This is a genomic window from Bifidobacterium sp. LH_413, assembly GCF_056357015.1.
This window is the reverse complement of record NZ_JBKEVK010000001.1, coordinates 272,013-294,642: the sequence shown is the minus strand read 5'-3', so window position 1 is coordinate 294,642 and position 22,630 is coordinate 272,013. Positions and strand designations below refer to the sequence as shown.

Annotated in this window: 16 protein-coding genes; 2 read left to right on the top strand and 14 right to left on the bottom strand. The window is 69.0% G+C overall.

The features are described from left to right. Position 1 precedes the first annotated feature (1 nt). The 6 genes from AC1AYN_RS01105 to AC1AYN_RS01080 all read right to left on the bottom strand — a co-directional run bounded on the left by AC1AYN_RS01105 (position 2) and on the right by AC1AYN_RS01080 (position 6,289). Positions 2-1,252 (bottom strand): App1 family protein, encoded by a 1,251-nt coding sequence (locus AC1AYN_RS01105; protein ID WP_476532294.1) that lies wholly within the window; start codon positions 1,250-1,252, stop codon positions 2-4. Between the two features lie 68 nt (positions 1,253-1,320). After that, positions 1,321-1,725 (bottom strand): glycine cleavage system protein GcvH, encoded by a 405-nt coding sequence (gene gcvH / locus AC1AYN_RS01100; RefSeq protein WP_476502559.1) that lies wholly within the window; start codon positions 1,723-1,725, stop codon positions 1,321-1,323. Positions 1,726-1,836: 111 nt separating this feature from the next. Next, positions 1,837-3,474, bottom strand: coding sequence for a L,D-transpeptidase (locus AC1AYN_RS01095; RefSeq protein WP_476531556.1), 1,638 nt, complete (start codon positions 3,472-3,474; stop codon positions 1,837-1,839). Between the two features lie 198 nt (positions 3,475-3,672). Further along, positions 3,673-4,803, bottom strand: coding sequence for an NAD(+) diphosphatase (gene nudC, locus AC1AYN_RS01090; RefSeq protein ID WP_476531554.1), 1,131 nt, complete (start codon positions 4,801-4,803; stop codon positions 3,673-3,675). Next, positions 4,800-5,645 (bottom strand): alpha/beta fold hydrolase, encoded by an 846-nt coding sequence (locus tag AC1AYN_RS01085; protein ID WP_476531552.1) that lies wholly within the window; start codon positions 5,643-5,645, stop codon positions 4,800-4,802. Before AC1AYN_RS01085 ends, nudC begins: the two co-directional genes overlap by 4 nt. Positions 5,646-5,662: 17 nt before the next feature. After that, positions 5,663-6,289, bottom strand: coding sequence for an NUDIX hydrolase family protein (locus AC1AYN_RS01080; RefSeq protein WP_476502555.1), 627 nt, complete (start codon positions 6,287-6,289; stop codon positions 5,663-5,665). 220 nt (positions 6,290-6,509) lie between these two features. On the opposite strand from AC1AYN_RS01080, the gene trxA reads away from it, so the two are divergent. Then, positions 6,510-6,872, top strand: coding sequence for a thioredoxin (gene trxA, locus AC1AYN_RS01075; protein ID WP_476502554.1), 363 nt, complete (start codon positions 6,510-6,512; stop codon positions 6,870-6,872). A 135-nt stretch (positions 6,873-7,007) separates the two neighbouring features. Further along, positions 7,008-8,543, top strand: coding sequence for a hypothetical protein (locus AC1AYN_RS01070; RefSeq protein ID WP_476531550.1), 1,536 nt, complete (start codon positions 7,008-7,010; stop codon positions 8,541-8,543). 111 nt (positions 8,544-8,654) lie between these two features. Here the strand turns inward: AC1AYN_RS01070 and AC1AYN_RS01065 are convergent, their stop codons facing one another. The 8 genes from AC1AYN_RS01065 to AC1AYN_RS01030 all read right to left on the bottom strand — a co-directional run bounded on the left by AC1AYN_RS01065 (position 8,655) and on the right by AC1AYN_RS01030 (position 22,558). Further along, entirely contained in the window at positions 8,655-9,308 is a 654-nt protein-coding gene (locus AC1AYN_RS01065; RefSeq protein WP_476531548.1) for a peptide deformylase, read from the bottom strand. 43 nt (positions 9,309-9,351) lie between these two features. Beyond that, entirely contained in the window at positions 9,352-10,740 is a 1,389-nt protein-coding gene (gene glmM, locus AC1AYN_RS01060; RefSeq protein WP_476502551.1) for a phosphoglucosamine mutase, read from the bottom strand. Between the two features lie 265 nt (positions 10,741-11,005). Continuing rightward, positions 11,006-11,875 (bottom strand): sulfite exporter TauE/SafE family protein, encoded by an 870-nt coding sequence (locus tag AC1AYN_RS01055; protein ID WP_476532293.1) that lies wholly within the window; start codon positions 11,873-11,875, stop codon positions 11,006-11,008. Between the two features lie 109 nt (positions 11,876-11,984). Then, positions 11,985-14,594, bottom strand: a complete 2,610-nt coding sequence (gene pepN, locus AC1AYN_RS01050; RefSeq protein ID WP_476531546.1) for an aminopeptidase N — start codon at positions 14,592-14,594, stop codon at positions 11,985-11,987. Positions 14,595-14,697: 103 nt separating this feature from the next. Then, a complete protein-coding gene (locus AC1AYN_RS01045) occupies positions 14,698-16,563 on the bottom strand; it encodes a ribonuclease J (protein ID WP_476502549.1) in 1,866 nt (621 codons plus the stop codon). Between the two features lie 193 nt (positions 16,564-16,756). Beyond that, positions 16,757-17,662: a 4-hydroxy-tetrahydrodipicolinate synthase gene (dapA, locus tag AC1AYN_RS01040; RefSeq protein WP_476531545.1), complete on the bottom strand. Its 906-nt coding sequence runs from the start codon at positions 17,660-17,662 to the stop codon at positions 16,757-16,759. 58 nt (positions 17,663-17,720) lie between these two features. Beyond that, positions 17,721-18,476, bottom strand: coding sequence for a 4-hydroxy-tetrahydrodipicolinate reductase (gene dapB, locus AC1AYN_RS01035; RefSeq protein WP_476502547.1), 756 nt, complete (start codon positions 18,474-18,476; stop codon positions 17,721-17,723). Between the two features lie 185 nt (positions 18,477-18,661). Beyond that, positions 18,662-22,558 (bottom strand): SNF2-related protein, encoded by a 3,897-nt coding sequence (locus AC1AYN_RS01030; RefSeq protein ID WP_476531543.1) that lies wholly within the window; start codon positions 22,556-22,558, stop codon positions 18,662-18,664. Between the last annotated feature and the right edge of the window lie 72 nt (positions 22,559-22,630).

The window sequence follows — 22,630 nt, the reverse complement described above, 5'->3', positions numbered from 1 at the left end:
CCTACCCCAGATGCGCCTTCAGGTACGGCAGCATCGTCTTCATGATGTTCGCGCCGGTCGTGCCGGTGAACACGGGCACGTCGGTGTCGGGCATCGGCTGCGTGGCGGTCATGCCGGCCGGGTTCCTGAGGCCGAACGGCATGAGCTCGCGCGGGCTCAGCTGGCGGATCGCGATGGCGAGCACGCGGCCGGGGTACCGCCTGACGATGGTCGCGTAGGTGGTGGGGTCCTTCTGGCCGTCGTCGCCGACGAGGATGAACTTCATGTCGGGGAAGTCGGCCATGAGCTGTTCGGCGAATTCGAGCTTGTGCTGCGGCCCGGAGGGGATGAACGTCTTAGGCCGCGGGTCGAGGTCGCGCAGCAGCAGCGGGCCTTCCGGGAACCCGTGGTTCTCGAGGAAGTGGCGGATCGCGCCCTCCACGTTCCACGGCGAGGTGGACAGGTAGAAGAACGGCGCGTCCGGGAACAGGTCGGCGAGCTTGGTGAACAGCACGCTCATGCCGGGCACGGAGGCCTTCTTGTCCGGGTTGAGGAACAGCAGGTTCCACGCGGCCTTCCACAATATGGGCGCCTGTGTGATCATGACGGTGTCGTCCACGTCGGAGATGATGCCGACCTTCGCGCCCTTCGGAATCGTGAACAGCTTCGCGTGCACGGGTTTGCGCCCGTTGACCCGGTAGGAGACGTCGTGCACGCCCGGTTCGAGCCGCTGTTCGGCGACGAGGTCGAGGTAGCCGGACGTGTCGGAGATCGCGTATTCGCTGTCGAGCTCCGGCCGCGCGTCCAACGCGTCGTAACGTTCGGAATCGCCGATCTGCACCGTTTCGAGCGGGACGTCGTCGATGCGGATCTTCACCTGCGTGTGCGGCGAGGGGATGGCGAGCATGCCGCGGATGCCGCGTGTGGCGCGCCCGTACTCGCTGCCCTCCCCCGCGTACACGGTGCGGCAGATGAGTCGTGAGTAGTCGCCGGTGCCGTACCCGACGTACGGGTCGACGCGCGGGAACCAGTCGAGCCGTTTCGCCGTGCGCGTCGCCGCCGTCACCCACGCGTTGAACCCGTGCGTGACGGCGCGGCGGAGGATGCGTTCCGGCAGCGGCTGCGCCTCGAAGCGTTCGCGCCGCGACGCGGCGTCGAACGTGGTGACGGCGCGTCGCGCGGGAATCGGCACGGTGGGCATGTCGTCGCCGCTCGCGGCGGACGCGGCGGTCCCGCGCGCGGTGCGCGCGTCGCCGCCGTCGCCGTCGCGCATGCGGCGCATGTCGCCGAGCGCGCGCGCCGTGCCGCGTCCGTCGCATTCCACCGGTCGCACGATGCGTGTCATCGTATGACCTTCAGGTACTGTTCGGCGGTCAGCAGGTCCGGTTCGTCGTCTTCCAGCTCGATCTTGAGGATCCAGCCTTCGCCGTAGGGATCCGAGTCGATGACGCTGGGATCGTCGGCGACGGCCTGGTTCACGTAGCGGATCGTGCCGGAGACGGGGGCGATCAGCGGTTCGACCGCCTTCGCCGATTCGAGTTCGAGGACTTCGTCGCCCGCCTCGACGCGCACGCCGACTTCGGGCAGGTCCACGTAGACGAGTTCGCCGAGCTTGCCGGCGGCGTACTCGGTGATGCCGACCACGGCCGGGTCGAGGGTGGTGTCCACCCACACGTGGTCGTCGGAGTATTCGAGGTGCTCGGGCACGTCGAGGTTCAGCGGCTGGTCGTCAGGTTCTTCGCTCATAGCCACCAGCCTACCAACCTGTTGCGAACACGCCCGGATACGGGAGGACCCCGTCTTGCGGATGACGCAAGACGGGGTCCTCGTGGTCGGATGCCGTTCGGCGCCGACGGTTCAGCGCACCGGGCCGGTCGGCTGGGTGCCGACGACCTGGACGAGCGTGCCGTTCGGGCAGTTCTCGTAGACCCACTCGGCGTCCTGCTCGTACATGTTCACGCAGCCGTGGGAGCCGTGGTTGGCGGCGTCGCCGCGGGCGATGCCGTTGTAGTTCCACGTGGCGGTGTGGAAGCCCTCGCCGCCGTTGAAGTAGCTGACCCACTTCACGCCCTTGGACAGGTAGCGGCTGCCGTCGTCGTTCAGGCCGGTCATGTCCTGCACGCGGTACTTGAGGTAGATGTACCAGTTGCCGCTGTCGGTCTCGTTGCCGCCGGGGCCGCCGGTGCACACGAGGAAGCTCTTGACCTGCTGGCCGTTGTGGTAGACGACGGCGGTCTGCGAGCTCTTGTCGATGACGATGCGCCATTCGCTCTGCTTCTGCTTGACGTCGAACTTCTTGACGTCGGAGGCGACCTGCACGGTGCCGCCGTTGCCGGCCTTGAGCGCGTCGAGGACCTGGTCGGCGGCCTGGTCGGTGTCCTTGACGGTGACGCCGTCCACGCCCTTGACCTGCGCGGCGACGAGCACCGTGCCGTTGGCGTCGACGATGTCCTCCTGGGAGACCATGTCCTGGTTGAGCTGTCCGGGCAGCTGCTCGGACATGAACTTCTTGACGGCGGTCTCGTCGTAGGAGATGGTGATGGCGCCCTGGTCGAGGTGGGTCTCGGTCTTGATCCACGAGGCCACGGTGTCGACCGGCAGCTCGAACTGCTTCGCGTCGCCGTTGGTCATGACGATCGGGTTGGCGAGGCGCTGGTTCGCGGCGTCGGCGGCCTTCTGGGCGGCGTCGAGCGCGATCGGGGCGTCGATGGTCTCGTCGGTGACGCTCACCGTCGCGGCCGAGCCGGGCGTGGCGATGGCCTGCTTGACGGCCTTGACGACGGCGCCGAGCTTCGGGGCCTTGCCCGGGCGGCCTTCGGAGGCGACGAACGCGTGCGCGTTCCCGTCGTAGGTCACGGCGGACGGCACCGCGCGCTCGGCATCGGTGACGAGCTTGGCGGACAGGTATTCGTCGAGCGTCGCGTTGTCCGGGGTGGCGGAGAGCGCCACGTCCTGATGGGCGAACGGGTTGACGCGCAGGATGTCCTCGCCGATGTTGGAGGAGGACTTCGCGTCCATGATGTCGTCGACGGTCTGGTCGACGTCGATGTCCACGCCCAGATCGGTGAGGGAGGCGGTGGCGCTGGTGTTGCCGTCCGTGTCCTTCACGGTGATCGAGGTGTCCTTGACCGCCTGCTCGACGGTGGCCTTCACCTCGTCGCGGGTCTGGCCGGCGAGGCTGACCGAGCCGAACCGCACGCCGGGCGCAACCTTGTCCTGGTAGTACGCGCGGGCGCCGAAGAACGCCGCGACGAGCGCCACCAGCAGGACGGCCACGACGGCGAGGGTGATGATGAGCGGCTTGCGCGACCTGCGCTTGGCCGCGACGGTGCCGATGTTCAAGTCCTCCGGACGCGCGGCGGAGTCCATCACGCCGGCGAGCGGGGCGGGCGCGGCGCCGGGCAGCGACGGCATGGCCTGCGTGGCCTCGAAATCCTCACGCATAGCGCCGTATTCCGGGCGTTCCGCCGGCTGCTGATTGCGTTGGTCGGTCATTCGCGATCCTTAGTCTGTTGCTACGCTTTCATGTCCGCATTGCCTCGCGGACTGCGTCCGACTGTACATCAACACCACCCCAGCGCACGGCCCGGAACCGTGCGCGACACCCCGTTTGGGCCGTCGGCGCAACGGTTTGTGGCATATATCACTATTCGAGATATGTCGTTTCGTCAGGCTTCCGTGGCACCACCCACGTCACAGCTCGCGGCCGAGCCACTCCTCGATCATGTAGCGTGCGATCGTCGCCTTGCCGGGCGCGCTCATGCGCCCGGAGACCAGCGCCGCCGTGTACTCGTCCGGCGTGACCCATTTCGCCTCGACGGTCTCGACGCCGTCCACATGGACGTCGGTGGTCAGGGCGTGCGCCTTGAACGCCATCATCAGGGAGGCGGGGAACGGCCACGGCTGGGAGCCGAGGTACTTGACCTCGCCGAGCCGGATGCCGACCTCCTCAAGCGCCTCGCGGCGGGCCGCATGCTCGAGGTTCTCGCCGGCCTCCACGAATCCGGCGGACACCGAATACAGCGTGGGGTTGCGCCACGCCGCGTTGTGCTGCAGGAGCGCACGCCCCTCGGAATCCACGATGATGGTGATCACGGCGGGTTCGACGCGCGGGAACAGCAGACGGCGGCCGTCCGCGTCGTTCGTGCAGCGCTGCGCCCAGCCGCCGTTCGCGGCCTCGACAGGAGCGCCGCAGGTCGGGCAGTGGCGCTGGCGGTTGTGCCAGATGCTCAGCGTGATCGCGCTGGTCGCCTGCCCCGCCTCGCGTGCGGAGGCGTGCGGCGCGAAACCGCGCAGGTCCACCCAGTCGAAGCGGTCGACGGCCTGTTCGAGCAGACTCGCGTGCGCGCCGCGGCCGGCGCCGGCGCCGAAGCCGAACGCACCGCCCGCCGCGACCACGCCGCCGTTCGTGCCGTCCTCCGGCTCGTCGAACGCGTCGTCGGCGCCGCGTTCGCCGCCGTCGGCGATGCGCGCCACGCGCGTGACGTCCACGGCGACGACGTGCTCGTCGCGCCGGCCGCCGTAGCTGCCGAGGAACATGGCGACGGCCTGCGGATGCGTCTCGAGTTCGCGCGACACGTATGCGCCGGGGATGGTGGCGAGGCGCATCTTCACGTTCTCGTAGTCGGCGAGTTCGCCCTGGCCGCGCGGCACGGCGATCTTGCCGTCGCGCGTGAGGATCACCTTGGTCGCCGGCTCGGCGAGCGTGTCCGAGATGAGATGCGGTTCGGCGCGGCGCTCGGTCTGATAGTCGATGTCGCCCTGCGCGAGCGGCAGGAACGGCAGCGCCCGCGTCAACGCCAGCGGACTGAACGACACGCTCATGCGATCACCCGCTTCATCAGGTCGACGAGCGCGGCGGCCACCGTGTCGGGGTGCTCGACGGCGCTGAAATGACCGCAATCGGGGATCGCGGTGAACGTGGCGTTCGCGCCGATGCGTTCGGCGAGCGGGCGCATCACGCCCGGATTCGACGTGGGGTCGAGTTCGCCGGAGACGACGGCGACCGGCACGTCCATCGTCTCGGGCACGCCGGCGAGTTCCGGCCTGCCGTAGGTCATGCGCTGGCGCCAGGCGAGTCCGGCGGGCTTCTGGTCGCGGATCCACGCGGTCATCGTCGCGATGAATTCCGGTGACTTCTTGATCGTGGAGTCGCCGTCCGCGGGCTGGGCGAAATGCATGACCGGCTCGACGGAGCCGGTGCGCTCGCACGCGTCGGAGGTCTCGAGACGCGGCTCGCCGCCGACGCCGTCGGACGAGGCCATCGTGTCGCACAGGGCGACGCCGGCCACGGACTCCGGGTGGAGGCGGTACAGGTCGGTCACGAGGTAGCCGCCCATCGACAGGCCCACCCACACGGCCTTCTCGAAGCCGTTCCGGTAGAGCAGGTCCACGTAGGATTCGGCCATGCGGTCGAGCGCGTCCGGGTAGGAGCCGTTCGCGGCGCGGCGTCCCGACGCCTTGTCGTCTGGCGTGGGCGATTGGCCGGAGCCGGGCATGTCGGGCGCCCAGATCGGGAAGGCGGGAAGGCCTGCCTCGTCGGCGAGCTCGGCGATGCGGGCGGCGCATGTCTCCCACATGCGTCCGTCGACCGGATACGCGTTGGCGAGCACGAGCGGGGTCCCCTCCCCCTCGCGCAGCACCCGGTTATGGATTTCAAACGTCATGGCAATACTTCCTTTTTCTATGCGCCGCAGTATTCCAGCGCCTTGCGCACGATGCGGGCGTGGCCGTTGGGCATCTGGTCGAGGAACGTGTCGAGCAGGTCCGAATGCGGGTCCACCCATTCCACGTCGAGCGTCTCGTCCTGCGGATGGCAGTCGCCGGCGATCGGCACCACGTAGCACAGCGCGATCGCGTGCTGGCGCGGATCGTAGTATTCGCTCAGGCCCGGCGTCGGGAAGAACTCGGCGACGGTGAACGGCTGCAGGTTGACGGGCAGCATGGGCAGGGCGATGTCGCCCAGGTCCTTGGCCACGTTGCGGGCGATCGCCTCGCGCAACGTCTCGTGGAAGAGCACGCGGCCGGAGATCAGCGCGCGTTCGACCGAACCGTCGTCGGTGACGCGCAGCAGCGAGCCGACCTGCGCGACGCGGCCGAACTCGTCGGTGCGCACCGGCACGATCTCCACGTATGCGATGGGCATCTGGCCTCGGGCGCGGTTGATGTCCGCGGGGTCGAGCCATCCGGGGGGATTGCCGTGGCCGGAGCCGCGGATGAAGTCCTCCGGGGTGACGTGGTCGAATTCACCGCGCGGACGGTCGGCGTCGAAGTCGCCCTCGTCCGGCACCTCATCATTCATCACTGGCATGCTCCCCATTATCACGCGCCGAACTGACATGCGCCCCCGCATGCCCACATTCGCCTTTGCTCTGCGCCCCCTTCAGGGGGAGCTGGCCGCGCGGCGGGCTGAGGGGGTGCCCGCACGCGCCCCGCCCTATCCCCTCAGCCTTCAGCCCAATCCCCTTCCCGTTGTTCCCCCGTGACGGTTTACTGGGTACCGGTAGCGACACATATAAGAAGGAGTCATCATGGCCACCACGCAGATCACCTCGGCGGAGTTCGAGAAGACCATCACCGGCAACGAGATCGTATTCGTCGATTTCTGGGCGACGTGGTGCGGACCGTGCCGCGCGTTCGGCCCGATCTACGAGGAGGCGAGCGACAAGCCGGAGAACAAGGACATCGTGTTCGCGAAGGTCGACATCGACCAGAACCAGGATCTGGCGGCGGCCGCCGGCATCCAGGCGGTGCCGACGCTGATGATCGTCAAGGACGGCTCGGTCGTGTTCCAGCAGGCCGGCGCGCTGCGCGCCGAGGACCTCGACGACCTCATCGCCCAGGCGAAGAAGCTGGATGTGGCCGCCGCGAAGGCGGAGTCCGGCCAGGCCTGATTCCGGTGGCCGGTCGCGGACCTGGTTCCGCACGTTCGGCGGCGTGCATGCGTGCCGGGCGACCCCTCGTCGCGGGTCGCCCGGCACGCTATGATGTTGGGCAGCGATAGGCATGGGGGTTGAGGAGTTGAGGATATGGTGAACAAGCATACTGACGGAACCGTGGACGAGCCGGACTTCGGCTCGCCGAAGGCGCTGCTCGACGCGCAGGACGACGGCGATTGGGACATCCCGTCGCTCACGTTCCCGTCCGTGGACGAGACGGGAATCCACAAGGCGGGGAAGCCCTCCCTGTCGTTCCCGCAGGTCGACGGCGAGACGACGGTGGCGGCCGGCCATACGGCCATGCCCGCCGTCCCGCTGCCGCAGGCCACGTCGACCAGCGAGACCACCGTGCTGCCGCCGGTGGGCGACGGTCCGACGGCCCCCGCGGCCCACGACGCGGTCGGATCCGAGGCGACCACCGTGCTCACGCCCGGCGGTATCGACGCCGTGGCGGATCCGGCGCGTCCGGAGGCCACCGGCCTGCGCGGCATCATCGAAGGCACCGACGGTCACGGCGAACCGGACGCCGGTGCCGCCGCCGTCCCGCCCGTCGCTTCCTGCGCGGCGGGAGGCGGTGCGACGGCGCGCAGGTCCGCCCCGTCGCGCAGGAAGCTGTTCATCGGCATCGGCGTGGTCGCCGTCGTCGCCATCGCGGCCGGAGTCGCCGCGTTCCACTACGTCCAGCAATCCGGCGAGCAGGCGCGGTTCGACACCGCCCTCGCCGCGTGCAAAACCTCGGCGAACGACGCGACGGAGGCGAACGACGCGCTGGCCGCCGCCCTGAAGAAGGCGAAGGACGCGCAGAACATCACCGCTGACAAGCTCGCCGACGCGCAGACGCTCACGAAGCTCTCCAACGCGATCGACGACGTGCAGTCCACGGACGCGACGCACGCCTGCTCGGCCACGCTCACCACCGCCGAACTGAACGCGCACGCCGAACAGAACACGAAGCTCGCGAGCACTCTCGCCGCCTCCACGAAGTCGCTGAATTCGGCGGTGAAGGCCGTGACCGACAGCCAGGACAAGAAATCCGAGGCCGAGGCCGAGACGATCAAGCAGAACCTCCAGCAGGCGGTGACCGATGCGCAGACCCTGCTGACGGACAGCGAGGGCGCGGTCGCCGACGATTCGACCCGCCAGACCCTCCAGTCCGCCGTCGACAAGGCGAACAGCCTTCTCAAGGAGAAGAAGCCGAAGGCCGCCGACCTCCAGCAGGCGCTCACCGACATCCAGAACGCCACCGCCGCGGTCAACGAGTCGATGAGCTCGCGGTACACCACCAGCGGCTCCACGAGCGGCTCCACCGGCACGGGCAACAGCTACAACTACGGCAACAGCGGCTACGACAACAACAGCTACAACAACGGCAACAACGGGTACGGCTACTCGAACTACGGCTACGGCAGCTACAACTACGGCAATGGGTACGACAGCGGCACCACCGGCGGCACGGACCAGAGCCAGAGCGGCACGCAGAACGGCGGGACCGGTACGGGAACGGGCACCGGGACCGGGACCGGGACCGGCAGCAACAGCTCCGGAAGCACCAGCGGCTCGGGTTCCAACGGCGGAACCGGATCGGGCACGGGAACGGGCACCGGGACCGGCAGCACCGAGGAGTAGCCAGGCATAACCAGGCGTAGATAAAAGAACCGGAAACGACGGCGAACGCCCCTGCGACCACATCGGCCGCAGGGGCGTTCGCCATATCGGCGGCCGGGCCGCCGCGCCGCGTCACAGCTCGAAGCCGAGCTCCTCGGCGGCCGCGGTGGGCACCGGATCCTCGCACCAGAAGTCCTCGAGGTTCTCCGTGGTCGTCAGGGACCGGATCTCCGCCTGGTCGATGTACAGCTCGCCGCTCAGATGGTCGGTCTCATGCTGGAAGATGCGCGCCGGCCAGCCGTGCAGCCGCTCCTTGTGATGGGCACCGTCCTCGTCGTCCCATTCGGCCTCGATGTCGAGCCAACGGCGGCGCACCGCCTGGTAGCCTTCGAAGCTCAGGCAGCCCTCGTAGAAGCTGGCGGTCTTCTCCCCCACCGGCGTGTACTTCGGGTTGATGATCACATGAAACGGGAATTCGGCGATCTCGCGCGGATCGTCCTCGTCGTCGCGCACATGGTCCTCGACGACGGCGAGCGCGAGGCCGAGCCCGATCTGCGGGCCGGCGAGGCCCACGCCGGGCGCGTCGAGCATCGTCGCGCGCATCACGTCGATGAGCTTGGCGAGCGTGCGCTTGGACAGCTGGCCGTCGTAGGCGGCGCACTGGATGCGCAGCACCGGCTCGCCGGCCTCGACGATCGGCAGGATGCCCTCCTTGCCGCCGGATTTGATGAGTTTCTCGACGTCGCGGTTGAGCGCGAGGTCGACCTTCGTGTTCTTGCCGAACATGCGTGACTCCTTATAGGGGTGGGCGGGGTGACCGGGACGTGGCCTACAGGGCGAGTTCCTCGGCGACGACCTTGGCGAGGCGGTCGCACACCTCGTCGGCCTGCTCCTGCGTGGCGGCCTCGGCCATGACGCGCACGAGCGGCTCGGTGCCGGAGGGGCGCAGCAGCACGCGGCCGGTCTCGCCGAGCAGCTTCTCCTCGCGTTCGACGGCGGCCTGCACCTTGGCGTTGGTCGTGGCGGCCATCTTGTCGACGTTCGGGACGTTGACGAGCGTCTGCGGCAGCTGCGGGAAGTCGGCGGCCAGCTCCTTGAGGCTCTTGCCGGAGCGGACGACCTCGTTGCACAGGGTGAGGGCGGTCAGCGTGCCGTCGCCGGTGGTCGCGAACTCGCGGTTGATGACGTGGCCGGACTGCTCGCCGCCCAGCGTGTAGCCGCCGCGCAGCATCTCCTCGAGCACGTAGCGGTCGCCGACGGCGGTCTGCACGGTCTTGATGCCCATGTCCTTCAGGGCGAGCTTCAGGCCCAGGTTGCTCATCACGGTGACGACGAGCGTGTTGTCGGCGAGCTTGCCCGCCTCCTTCTTGGCGCGCGCGAGGATGCCCATGATCTGATCGCCGTTGACCATGTTGCCGTCCTCGTCCACGGCGAGGCAGCGGTCGGCGTCGCCGTCGAACGCGACGCCCATGACCGCGTCGGTGGCCTTGACCATGGCCTGCAGCTGCTCCGGGTGGGTGGAGCCGGCGTGCTTGTTGATGTTGTAGCCGTCCGGGGAGGCGTTGATGACGATCACGTCGGCGCCGGCGCGGCGCAGCGCCTCGGGGGCGACGACGGAGGTGGCACCGTTCGCGCAGTCGGCGACGATCTTGAGGCCGCGCAACGGCTTCGGCTGCGTCTTGTCCGGGTTGAGCGGGGCGATCGACGAGACGAGATGGTCGATGTACAGGTTGGTGGCGGTCACCGTGTCGTGGCTGACGCGGCCCACGCCGGCGCCGGTCGGACGCTCCCAGTCCTGGCCGAGCACCGCCTCGATCTCGTCCTCCTTCGCGTCGGGCAGCTTGTAGCCGCCGCGCGCGAAGAACTTGATGCCGTTGTCGGGCATCGGGTTGTGGGAGGCGGAGATCACGGCGCCCATCTCCACGTTGAGCACGGAGGTGAGGAACGCGACGCCCGGCGTCGGGATGATGCCGGCGTCGATCACGTCGAAGCCGCCGGCGGCCATGCCCGCGGACAGCGCGGAGGCGAGGAAGTCGCCGGACACGCGCGTGTCGCGGCCGACGAGCGCGCGACGGCGGCCCTCGGGCTGCGTCTCGTCCTTCTGTCCGGCCTTGCCCAGCACGCGCACGGCGGCGTCGCCCAGGTCGAGCGCGAGACGCGCGGTCAGATCACGGTTCGCCAATCCGCGGACACCATCGGTTCCAAACATCTTCGGCATTGTTCTGCATCCTTCATTCGAATATCCGGACATCGTCGGGGAGCCGCGCGCCGCGCGCCGCATGGCGCACGCCGGCGCGTCCCCGTTACCTTGCCCCATGGTAATCGGCGTGGGCCGGCAAATCACCCGGCTCGCCCGATTGCCGCCCAAATCGGCCACAATCGTGCGCCGCGCGCACGGCGACGCGCGCACGGCGACGCACGCACGGTGACGCACGATGCGGGAGTCCGTGCCGACTTCCGCGGCGGCGTTCGGTAGGCGGCGTTCAGTAGGTCTTCAGCGCGAGGTCGATGGTGAGGACGACACCGGCGATCACGGCGGCGGCGCGCATGACGTTCGCGGGGATGCGGCGGGTGATGGGCGGGGCGATGTAGCCGCCGATGAAGCATCCGATGCACAGCATGATCGCGGCCGGCCAGTCGACCGCGCCGCGCACGATGAACACGACGGACGCGGTGATGTTCGCGCCCGTGCCGATCAGCGTCTTCAACGCGTTGATCTTGTGGAACGGGCCGATCTTCGCCGCGTCGAGCACGGCGAGCGCGAGCGTGCCCGCGCCGGCGCCGAAGTACCCGGAATAGACGGCGACCGCGACGACGCCGATCCACACCCACCAGGAATCCTGCTTGAGCGGCTGCACGGGCCGTTCGAGGGAATCCGCGCCGGATGCGCCGGCCACGCCGGTAGCACCGGATGCACCGTCCTGCATGCGCGCGAGCTGCGCGTGCGCGTCGGCGGCCGCCTGCTTGGCCTGCATGCGCCCGCGCGGGTTGACGGCGATGATGAGCGACGAGAACAGAATCAGCGCGGGCGCGGCGAATTCGAACACCTTCGGGTCGAGTTCGAGCAGCAGGTACGCGCCGGCCACGCCGCCCACCGCGCCGATGGCCACGTAGACGGCGACACGCAGCGCCTGCCCCTTGAGCTCGCGGTGCGCGCCCATCACGCCGCCGATGCCGGTGCCGACCACGCCCACCGTGTTCGACGCGTTCGCAAGCACCGGCGGGATGCCGCAGGCGAGCAGCGCCGGATACGACACGAGCGACGACGCGCCCACCGCGTACCCGACGAATCCCGCCCCCACCCCGGCGAGCAGGATCAACAGCAGCGTGACGACGGAAAAACCCGCGACCATCCCTTCGGCTCCTCTCATGCAAGGCTCCATGGGCGAAGGCCCATGACCTTGTAGGGAGAATACGCCGTTGGGGGACGGGCGCGGGTTTTCTCTTGCTATGCGGACTGCGTCACAGGCTCTCGTTGTACCGGCGGACGGCGAGGGTGCGGCGCGAGGAGGCGACGTTCTCGACGACGAGACGCTTCAGGGCGTCGTCGGCGTCGGCGTGGGCGGCGAGCCAGGCGTCGCCGAGCGAGACCAGCGTGGCCGGATCGGCGTAGCCCGGGTAGAGGCCGTTGAGCAGCGCCTCGGCCATGTGGTAGGTCTTGTTCGACCAGATCCAGTCGATCGTCTCGAAGTACTTCGCGGCGTACGGCTCGGCCAGGTCGGGGCGCGGCGTGGCGGCGAACCCGCGGGCCACGGCCTCCAGCTGGCTGTTGGTGAGCTCCGCGTTGTGGAGCGCCTGGTCCCACGCCCAGGCCTTCGCCTCGGCGGTGCCCTTGACCGCGTGCGCGCCGTAGGCGAACTCGCGGTTCTCGGTGGTCTCCTTGCGCTTGAGCTGCGCGTCGATGTCGTCGTCGGAGTACTCGTTCACGGAGGCGAGCGCGTTCACGATCGTCCACGTGAAGTTGTTGTCGATCTCGAGGCCGTCGAACCGCACATCGCCGGAAAGCAGGCCACGGGCGTTGGCGGCGAACGCGGCGTCGCCCTCCTCGCCGTAGCCGAGGTAGGCGGTGGCGAGCTGGAACTGCGCGTCGGAGCCGGGCTCGGCGGCGCGCACGAGCTCGAACAGCTCGGCGGCCACGTGCTTCAGCACCTCGTCGCGGCGCGAGGCGGCCACGTAGTGGTGCGCGGTGGTGCTCATGCAGGCGAGCGCGTAGCGGAACGTGGTGGATTCGGTCTCGTGCGCGAGCAGGCGCAGCGTCATGTCGACGAAGCGCTCGGCCGGGAACTCGCCATCGCGGGTCATGTCCCAGAAGGCGAGCCAGATGACGGCGCGGGCGAGCGCGTCGTCCACGTCCTGCAGGTGCTCCTCGGCGAAGGCGAGCGAGGCGGCGTCGAAGCGGATCTTCGTGTAGGTGAGGTCCTCGTCGTTGACGAGCAGCAGCGCGGGGCGGCGCTTGCCGGCGGCCGCCTCGACGATCGTGGTCTCGCCGTCCACGTCGAGTTCGACGCGGTCGGTGCGCACGACCTTGCCGGTGGCCTCGTCGAGATCGTAGAAGCCGACGGCGAGACGGTGCGGGCGGAGCACGGCGTGCTCGGCCGGGGCGGTCTGCGTGAGCGTGAGCTTCGCGATCGCGCCGTCCTTGCCCTCCTCGATGGTGGGGAGGATCGTGTTGATGCCGGATTCCTCCAGCCACTTCGCGCTCCACGCCTTGAGGTCGCGGCCGGAGGTCGCCTCCAGCTCGCCGAGCAGGTCGGCGAGCGTCGCGTTCGAGTACGCGTGCTTGTCGAGGTAGTTGTGGATGCCCTGGAAGAACTTGGCGCGGCCCACGTAGAACACGAGCTGCTTCAGCACGGAGGCGCCCTTCGCGTAGGTGATGCCGTCGAAGTTCACGTACGTGTCGTTGAGGTCGTTGATCGGCGCGACGATCGGGTGCGTGGTGGGCAGCTGGTCCTGGCGCAGCGCCCAGCTCTTCTCGCCGGAGCAGAACGTGGCCCAGGCGTCGTGCCATTCGGTGGCCTCGGCGGTGGCGAGCGTGGAGGTGAACTCGGCGAAGGACTCGTTGAGCCACAGGTCGTTCCACCACTTCATCGTCACGTAGTCGCCGAACCACATGTGGGCGAGCTCGTGCAGCACGGTGACGACGCGGCGCTCGGCGAGCGCGTCGGTCACCTTGGATTCGAACACGTAGGAGTCGCGGATGGTGACCATGCCGATGTTCTCCATCGCGCCCGCGTTGTATTCCGGCACGTAGATCTGGTCGTACTTGGCGTACGGGTAGGGCACGCCCCAGGTCTTCGCGTAGAAGGCGAAGCCCTTCTTGGTGATGTCGAACAGGTAGTCGACGTCCTTGGCGAACGCCTCGGCGAGCGACTGGCGGCAGTACTGCGCCATCGGCACGATGCGGCCGTCCTCGTTCGCGTATTCGGTGTGCCATTCGGCGTACGGGCCGGCGCAGATGGCGGTCAGGTAGGAGCTCATCACCGGGGTCGGCTCGAAGCTCCACAGCTTCGTCGTCTCGTTCGGCTTCGCCTCGAGCGTGCCGTCGGCGGTCTCGCGCGCGAAGTCCTCGACGGTCCTGACCGGCATGTTGGAGGTGACGATCCAGCTCTTCGGGGCGAGCACCTTGAAGTCGAAGGTGGCCTTGAGGTCGGGCTGGTCGAACACGGCGTACACGCGGCGGGCGTCCGGCACCTCGAACTGGGAGTACAGGTACACGTTGCCGTCGGACGGGTCGACGGAGCGGTGCAGGCCCTCGCCGGTGTTGGAGTAGCGGCACTTGGCCTCGACGACGACTTCGTTCTTCTCCTCGAGGCCGGCGAGCTCGATGCGGTCGTCGGCGAACGCCTCGGCCGGGTCGAGCGCGCGGCCGTTGAGCGTGATCGCGCTCACCTCGTCGGCGATGAGGTCGAGGAAGGTGGACGAGCCGGGCTTCGCGTTGAAGCAGATCAGGGTGTGGGAGCCGAAGGTCTTGGCGCCGACGGTCAGGTCGAGGTCCACGTGGTAGTGGATGGGCGCCTCGACGATGGACTTGCGTTCCTCGGCCTCGATGCGGGTCAGGTTCGATCCGGGCATGGTGTTCCTACTGTTCCTTTCCTATGAACATGCTCCCCCTGGAACCAGGGGGAGCTGGCCGGCCGTCGGGCCGGACTGAGGGGGGGGTGTGCCGGGGTTCCGGTCAGTGCTGTTCGGTGACGTCGGTGGCGATGTCGGCCACGACGGGCACGATCATCGGCTTGCGGCGCAGCTGGCGGGCGATCCAGCCGCCGAGCGTGCGGCGCATGATCTGCTGCAGCTTGTACGTGTCGGTGGTGCCGGCCATGAGCGCGTCGTTCAGCTGCTCGACGATCTGGTGGCGCACCTTGTCGAACTCGCTCTCGTCCTCGGCCACGGCGTTCAGGTAGATCTTCGGGCCGGAGACGACCTCGCGGGCCTCGGAGTCGACCACGACGAACGCGGAGACGAAGCCTTCGGTGCCGAGGATGCGGCGCTTCTCCAGCTCCTCGTCGGTGAGCTCGCCGACCGAGTCGCCGTCGACGTACACGTAGCCGCACGGCACGGAGCCGACGACCGCGGCCTTGCCGTGGTACAGGTCGACGACGTCGCCGTCCTCGGCGAGCACGACGTTCTGCGGGTCGACGCCGGTCTTCACGGCGATCAGGCCGTTGGCGACGAGGTGGCGGTTCTCGCCGTGGATCGGCATCGCGCACTTCGGCTTGACGATGTTGTACATGTACAGCAGCTCGCCCTCGTTGCAGTGGCCGGAGACGTGCACGGCCGCGTTGTCGCGGTTGACGACCTTCGCGCCGAGCTGGACGAGCTTGTTGATGACCTTGTACACGCCGTGCTCGTTGCCCGGGATGAGCGAGCTGGCGAGGATCACGGTGTCGAACTCGTTGATGTGGATGTCGCGGTGGTTGCCGTCGGCGATGCGGCCGAGGGCGGCCATCGGCTCGCCCTGGGAGCCGGTGCACATGTAGACGAGCTTGTCGTCCTGGATGTCGTTGGCCTGCTTGAGGTCCACGACGGTGCCTTCGGGGATGTGCAGGTAGCCGAGGTCGGCGGCGATGGACATGTTGCGCACCATCGAACGGCCGACGAACACGACCTTGCGGCCGTACTTGTGGGCGGTGTCGACGACCTGCTGCACGCGGTGCACGTGCGAGGAGAAGCTCGCGACGATGATCTTGCGGGTGGCCTGCGCGAACGCCTGGTCGAGCGCCGGGCCGATGGAGGTCTCCGGCTTGACGAAGCCCGGCACCTCGGCGTTCGTGGAGTCCATCATGAGCAGGTCCACGCCCTTCTCGCCGATCTTGCCGAACTCGACGAGGTCGGTGATCTTGTGGTCGAGCGGCAGCTGGTCGAGCTTGATGTCGCCGGTGTCGATCAGGGAGCCGGCCGGGGTCTTCACGTGCACGGCGAGCGCGTCCGGGATGGAGTGGGTCACGGTGATGAACTCGAGGTCGAACGGGCCGACCTTGAGCTTGTCGCGGCCTTCGACCTCCACCTTGGTGGGGTTGATGTGGTGCTCCTTGCACTTCGCGTCGACGAAGGCGAGGGTGAGCTTGGAGCCGATCAGCGGGATGTCCTCGCGCAGCTTGAGCAGGTAGGGCACGCCGCCGATGTGGTCCTCGTGGCCGTGGGTGAGCACGAGCGCCTCGACCTTGTCGAGACGGTCCTTGATGTAGTGGAAATCGGGCAGGATGAGGTCGACGCCCGGCTGCTCCTCCTCGGGGAAGAGCACGCCGCAGTCGATGAGCAGCAGGTGGCCGTTGTATTCGATGACGTTCATGTTGCGGCCGATCTCGCCGAGGCCGCCGAGCGGCGTGATGCGCATCGAGCCCTTGCGGTACTTCGGCGGGGCGATGAGCACGGCGTCCTGCTGGGGCGCGGTGGCCTGCGTGCCGACGTTCTGGTGGCGGGCGCGGGAGGCCCCGCCGCGGCCGCGGCCGGTGCCCTTGCCGCGGGTCGAGGAGCCGCGGCGGCGCGATGCGCCCGAGTTCTTGGAGGAGTTCTTGGTGTTCTTGTCTTTGTCTTGTGCCATTGCTTTCTTGTGTTTCCTGTAATTCTTGCCTTCGTGCTCTCACGAAGGCGACAGATGTGTCGGCTCGCGGCCGGCCCATGCACGCGGGAACCCACGTATGCGCGTATGCGTGTGAACGCGAACGGCCCCGGCTCCCCCGCGCGTCGGCGTCGTCATGACGCGCGCGCCGGGGGCGCCGGGGCCTCGTCGCCCGTTACAGCAGGCCTGCGGCCCGCATGCCCATCTCGGCCTTCTCGAGCTGGGTGGCGTCCGGGCCGACGTTCGGCAGACGCATGAACGTGGAGTCGAGCACGCCGCGGACCTTCAGCGCGGCCTTGGCCATGACGGCCTGGTAGCCGTCGCCGTTGAGCGCGTGGACGAGCGGTGCGAGCTGGTTGGCGAGGCGCTGCGCCTCGTGGATGTCGCCGCGGTCGAAGGCCTCGACGAGCTGACGCATGGGGTTCGCGGCCGCATGCGCGATGACGGAGATGATGCCGACGGCGCCGATGGAGAGGAACGGCAGGAACAGGCCGTCGTCGCCCGAATACCAGGCGAGGCCGGTGCGCTGCTGCTTCTCGACGGCGGCGGCGAGGTCGCCGGTGGCGTCCTTGACGGCCACGACGTGCTCGAGTTCGGCGAGACGGTCGTAGGTGTCGACCGTCACCTTGAGGCCGGTGCGGCCGGGCACGTCGTAGACGATGATCGGCTTGTCGGTGCTTTCGTCGACGGCCTTGTAGTGGCCGAAGACGCCGTCCTGGGACGGGCGGGAGTAGTAGGGCATGACGACGAGCACCGCGTCGGCGCCCGCCTCCTGGGTCTGTTCGACCATGCGCACGGTGTGCGCGGTGTCGTTGGAGCCGGCGCCGGAGATGACCGGCACGTCGACGACCTCCTTGACCGCACGGACGAGGTCGACCTTCTCGTCCATGTGGGTGACGGGCGATTCGCCGGTGGTGCCGTTGACGACGAGGCCGTCGGCGCCGTCGGCGACGAGCTGCTTGGCGAGCTTCTGCGCCGCCGCGTAATCGACGTCGCCGTTGGACTTCATCGGGGTGACCATCGCGGGCAGGATACGCCCGAACGGGGCAGGATTCAGCAGATGCATAGCGCTCTCAGTCATAGTGTTCACCGTACTTCGCGTTGTGGACTCTTCTGTAACGTGCGATCACGGGGCGCGATCACAGGTCGAGGAACTTGTCGAGGCCGACGGTGAGTCCCGCGGGGGCGTCGCCGGCGAGCTTGCGCACGGCGAGCAGGACGCCGGGCATGAACGAGCCGCGGTCGAAGCTGTCGGCGCGGATGACGAGCTGCTCGCCGGCGTTGCCGAAGAGCACCTCCTCGTGCGCGTTGAGGCCGCGCAGGCGCACGGCGTGCACGTGGACGCCGTCGACGACCTGGCCGCGCGAGCCGCCGTCGGTCTGGGTGTTGTCCGGCACGGGGCCGAGTCCGGCGGCCTTGCGCGCGGCGGCGATGCCGGCCGCGGTGTGGATGGCGGTGCCGGAGGGGGCGTCCACCTTGTCCGGGTGGTGCAGTTCGATGACCTCCACCGATTCGAAGTACTTGGCGGCCTGCGTGGAGAAGTGGTCGGCGAGCACGGCGGAGATCGCGAAGTTCGGCGCGATGAACACCTTCTGCGTGTCCGGGCGCGGACCGGCGGCGATGGCCTCGCGCACCTCGGCGAGCTTCTCCTCGGTCCAGCCGGTGGTGCCGACGACCACGTCGACGCCCTGCGCGACGAGCGCGAGCACGTTCGTCAGGCTCACGGCGGGCACGGTGAACTCGACGACGACGTCCGTGTTGTCCGGCGTGATGGCGGTGAGGTCGTCGCCCGCGTCGAGCGCGAGCGCGAGCTGCGTGTCGGCCGCGCCGTTCACCGCGTCGACGACGTGCGATCCCATGCGTCCCTTGGCGCCGACCACCGAAACCCTGATCATGTTGTGCTCCTTGTCTTTCTGTATTCCTTGCGTCAGTGCGTTCCCTGCAGGACCGCGGGATGCGGGCCCCGCGGAACCATGCTGTCGTATCCGTCACGAGACTATCACCGCCGTCGCGCCGGCCGCCGTTTCGCCCACCTGTCAGACACCACCTGTCAGACAGCCGTTTCCGGCGGTCCCGGCGGCTATTCCAGCAGACCCAGCAGGTCGTCGCGGGTGAGCGAGGCGATGGACGCGGGCGCGGCCCCGGCGAGCGCGGACGCGTCGGTGAATTGCCGTGCGAGCGCGCTTTTCGCGTGCTGCAGTTCGAGGATGCGCTCCTCGATCGTGTCCTTGGCGACGATCCGGTACACGTCCACGTCATGGCGTTGGCCGATGCGGTGCGCGCGGTCGGTGGCCTGGTCCTGCGCGGCCGCGTTCCACCACGGGTCGGCGTGGATGACGACGCTCGCGCCCACGAGGTTCAAACCCGTGTTGCCCGCTTTGAGCGAGATGAGGAACACGGGGGTCGCATCGGCGTTGAACCGGTCGACGAGTTCGAGGCGGCGTTTCTTCGGCGTGGAGCCGTCGATCCGGTACCAGGCGACGCCCTGCGCGTCGAGCCGTTCGCCGATCAGGTCGAGGAATCCGGTGAACTGCGAGAAGACGAGCGCCTTCTTGCCTTCGGACATGCAGCTGGAGACGAGTTCGGCGATGGCGGCGAGCTTCGCGGACCGGTCCTTCGCGTTCGCGTAGAGGAGCCGCGGGTCGCAGCAGATCTGGCGCAGTCCGGTCAGTTCGGCGAGGATGCGGATCTTCGACGTGTTGAAGTCGTCGTCCTCCTCGTGTTCGAGCTGTTTGCGCAGGCGCTGCTCGTGCGCCGCGTACAGCTTGCGCTGTTCGCCCTCCAATTGCACGGTGACGGTGGTCTCGATCTTGTCGGGCAGGTCGGTGAGCACCTGCGACTTGAGCCGTCGTTTGATGAACACGCCGACGAGCGCCTGGAGACGCCGTGCCACGCGTAGCCCTTCCGGGTTGACCTGCGCGGCGGCGCGCCCTTCGGGGCTCGACGCGTCGGCGGCGCGCGCGTTGGAGATCGGCAGTTCGTAGCGCTCGTGGAACCGCTTGTACGAGCCGAGCAGCCCCGGCATGAGGAAGTCGAAGATGCTCCACAGTTCGCTCAGCCGGTTCTCGATCGGCGTGCCGGTCAGCGCGAACCGGTGCGCGGCGTCCACGGTCTTGACGGCTTTGGCGATCTTCGTCGTGTGGTTCTTGATGACCTGCGCCTCGTCGAGCGCCATCACGTCGAACCGCACGCCGCGGTAGTCGTCCACGTCGCGGCGCAGCAGGTCGTAGGAGGTGATGAGCACGGTGGCCGCGGCGTCGCCCGCCGCATCCGTCACGTCGCCGCCGCCGTCCTCGCCGTCCGCCGCGCCGCCCGCGCACCGCGCGATGGCGGCGCGGCGTTCCGCCTTCGTCCCGGCGACCGTGACGGCGCGCACGCCGGGCGCGAATTTCGCGAACTCGGCGGCCCAGTTGTAGACGAGCGACGCCGGGCAGACGATGAGCGACGGCAGGGCGCGTTCCGGCGGCGTTCCGGCGTTCCGGCGCGCCTCGGCGAGCGCGACGAGCAGGGTGATGAGCTGCACGGATTTGCCGAGTCCCATCTCGTCGGCGAGGATGCCGCCGAATCCCTTGTCGCATAGCGTGCGCAGCCACCGGTAGCCGTCCACCTGATACGGCCTGAGCACCCGGGCGAGCGACGCCGGCACCTGGTAGCGCGCGGGGTCGATGGTCTTGAGCTCGTCCACGTACGCCATGAACGAGGGCTCCTTGACGACGTCACCGCCGGCGAGTTCGCCGTCGAGCAGGAACGCCTGCATACCGGGCAGCGTGACCGGCCCCGCGTCGAGTTCGTTCTCGGACAGGTCGAAGTCGCCGGCGAACCGGTCGAGCGCGTCCAGGTCGGCGCCGCGCAGGTCGACGAACGTGCCGTCCTTGAGCCGGTGGAAGCGTTGGCGGCGGCGGTAGGCGGCGAGCAGCGAGCCGACCTCGTCGGGCGGCACCTCGTCGGCGATCGGCGAGATCTCCACGAGGTTCGACGTGACGGACAGGCCGACCTTCACGCTCGGCGGCTTCGGCGCGAGCATGCGGTCGAACGCGGGCGTGGTGAACACCTTGCCCTGCGCGCGCAACGCGTCGAGGCCCTCGTCGAACAGGGCGACGATGCGCGTCGTCTCGTCGCGGCCGATGCGCGCCGGCCGCGCGGGGTCGTCCACCGAGAAATACGTGCGCACGAGGTCGAGCATGGCCCTCTCGGCGCCGAAGTCACGTCCCGCGCCGACCTCAGGCGTGAGTCCCGGCGCGAAATCGCCGCCGCGCTGCGGCACGACCGTCATCACGCGCGAACCGTACCGGGCCTTCGCCTCGCAGGTGACGCCCTTCTCATCGCGGTCGAGGTAGAACTCGGGTTCGCACTCGACGGGCCGCATCAGCGAGATCTCCTTCGGCACGTTGCCCGCGGGCATGAGGCCGCTGTCGAGCAGACGCGGCAGCAGCGTGCGCGCGAACAGGGGCGCGTCGTCGAAGGCGATGCGCTCGCCCTCCGGAGCGCCCGCGCCGCCGGCGTGCCCCACACCCGCCAGCGCATCCCGCGCGTCCGGCGCGGCGCACACGACGGGCAGCAGGTCGGCGACCGGCTCCAACGCCTTCGGACAGCGCACGAACCGGTATCCGGCGGCGCTCACGTGCAGAGTCTCGCGCCCGCGCCGGGAGAGCGCCGTGCCGCCGGGGCGCACCGCGCGTCCGTTCCCGTCCGCGGGCGGCAGCATCAGCCACATGCCCCGCTCCCCCGCGATCACGGCCGCGACCGGGGGCGTGCCGGCGAGCGCGTACCCGTCGACGCCGCCGTCGCCGCCGATGCGCGTCATCGTCACGATCGGCGCGAACTCGGCCGGCCCGCCGTCCGTTCCGCCGGAGCCGCCGGGCATCCCCTCTACGCGCACGGTGGATGGCGACGACTCGTACCATGAATCGAGCACGAGCCCGATCTCGCTCCCCGCGACCAGGTCGAGCAGACGCGCGACCTCCGAGGTGGCGAGCGTGAGATGCCGACCGAGTTCCACGCCGCCGAAACGGCCGTAGCGCACGTCCTGCACGTCGACGGCGCGGCGCACGTCCGCGACGCGGTCGAGGAAGCCGAGCAGCGCGCGCGACCGGTCGTCGAACATGCCGCGCGTGTGCGTGAACGCGAGTTTCTTCCCGTACTCCCGGTACCGGTGGAACCGCACGTCGTCGAGCAGGTCGTCGATCGATTTGAGCACGTAGGAGGCGCCGCTGCGCGCGCCGATGCGGAACTGGACGCTCCACCGGTCGGACAGGTAAGTGAGGGTCGGCGTGAGCTCCACCTCGCCGGGGCGCGGCGCGCGGGGGTCGGCTCCCGCGCCGCGCCGGGCGCCGGACGCGCGACCGCCCATGCCGTCCGATGTGCCGGCGGCGATCATGGCGGCGCGGCGTTTCGCCTGACGCGTCGTCTCCTCCTGCTCGTCGATGCGCTGCATCGCGGCGAGCAGGCCGCGCGACGAACGCACCGCCGACTTCGCGCCGTACCCGGCGAACCCCTCCGGGTCGGCGACGAACGCGAGCACGAGCGCGGCCATGTGCTTGCAGATGTCGTAGCCGCGCGCGTAGGCGGGGCAGGTGCATCCGCCGCCGGTCACGTCGCCGGTGTCCGTGTGGAAGTACACGTTGACCGTGTAGCGGCTGGACGGGCTGGAGCTGCCGCGGATCCGCCCGGAGATCGTCGCGAGTCCGGTGCGCGCGTCCAGTTCGTAGGCGCAGCCGTCAATCATGCGGCTGCGCGCCGCGGCGATCGTATGGGCGCGCATGAGCACCACGGGCGAGGCGTCGTCCGACAGCGAACGGCGCAGGGCGTTCAGGGGGACGCCGTAGCCCGCGTCGCCCTGATCCCCGTCCGCGTCCCACGCGCCGTAACCGAATCCGCCGAACGCGCCGGCGTCGGCACCGCTGACGTCATCGGCACCGGCACCGGCGTAGCCGTCGTCATAGTCGTCGTCCACATGACCGAACACGCTGAACCCCATGCCGCGGCTCCTTTCATTCCCTGCCATTCTAAGGGGATTCCCACGCGCGGCCGCTATACTGGTGTGCGGCGT

Bases quoted from the DNA above. Each gene is read 5' to 3' on its own strand.
- AC1AYN_RS01105 (WP_476532294.1), bottom strand. From the start codon at position 1,252: ATGCGCGACGGCGACGGCGGCGACGCGCGCACCGCGCGCGGGACCGCC.
- AC1AYN_RS01070 (WP_476531550.1), top strand. From the start codon at position 7,008: ATGGTGAACAAGCATACTGACGGAACCGTGGACGAGCCGGACTTCGGC.
- AC1AYN_RS01095 (WP_476531556.1), bottom strand. From the start codon at position 3,474: ATGACCGACCAACGCAATCAGCAGCCGGCGGAACGCCCGGAATACGGC.
- gcvH (WP_476502559.1), bottom strand. From the start codon at position 1,725: ATGAGCGAAGAACCTGACGACCAGCCGCTGAACCTCGACGTGCCCGAG.
- AC1AYN_RS01055 (WP_476532293.1), bottom strand. From the start codon at position 11,875: ATGGTCGCGGGTTTTTCCGTCGTCACGCTGCTGTTGATCCTGCTCGCC.
- AC1AYN_RS01065 (WP_476531548.1), bottom strand. From the start codon at position 9,308: ATGTTCGGCAAGAACACGAAGGTCGACCTCGCGCTCAACCGCGACGTC.
- AC1AYN_RS01045 (WP_476502549.1), bottom strand. From the start codon at position 16,563: ATGGCACAAGACAAAGACAAGAACACCAAGAACTCCTCCAAGAACTCG.
- AC1AYN_RS01080 (WP_476502555.1), bottom strand. From the start codon at position 6,289: ATGCCAGTGATGAATGATGAGGTGCCGGACGAGGGCGACTTCGACGCC.
- dapA (WP_476531545.1), bottom strand. From the start codon at position 17,662: ATGACTGAGAGCGCTATGCATCTGCTGAATCCTGCCCCGTTCGGGCGT.
- AC1AYN_RS01030 (WP_476531543.1), bottom strand. From the start codon at position 22,558: ATGGGGTTCAGCGTGTTCGGTCATGTGGACGACGACTATGACGACGGC.
- dapB (WP_476502547.1), bottom strand. From the start codon at position 18,476: ATGATCAGGGTTTCGGTGGTCGGCGCCAAGGGACGCATGGGATCGCAC.
- AC1AYN_RS01085 (WP_476531552.1), bottom strand. From the start codon at position 5,645: ATGACGTTTGAAATCCATAACCGGGTGCTGCGCGAGGGGGAGGGGACC.
- trxA (WP_476502554.1), top strand. From the start codon at position 6,510: ATGGCCACCACGCAGATCACCTCGGCGGAGTTCGAGAAGACCATCACC.
- pepN (WP_476531546.1), bottom strand. From the start codon at position 14,594: ATGCCCGGATCGAACCTGACCCGCATCGAGGCCGAGGAACGCAAGTCC.
- nudC (WP_476531554.1), bottom strand. From the start codon at position 4,803: ATGAGCGTGTCGTTCAGTCCGCTGGCGTTGACGCGGGCGCTGCCGTTC.
- glmM (WP_476502551.1), bottom strand. From the start codon at position 10,740: ATGCCGAAGATGTTTGGAACCGATGGTGTCCGCGGATTGGCGAACCGT.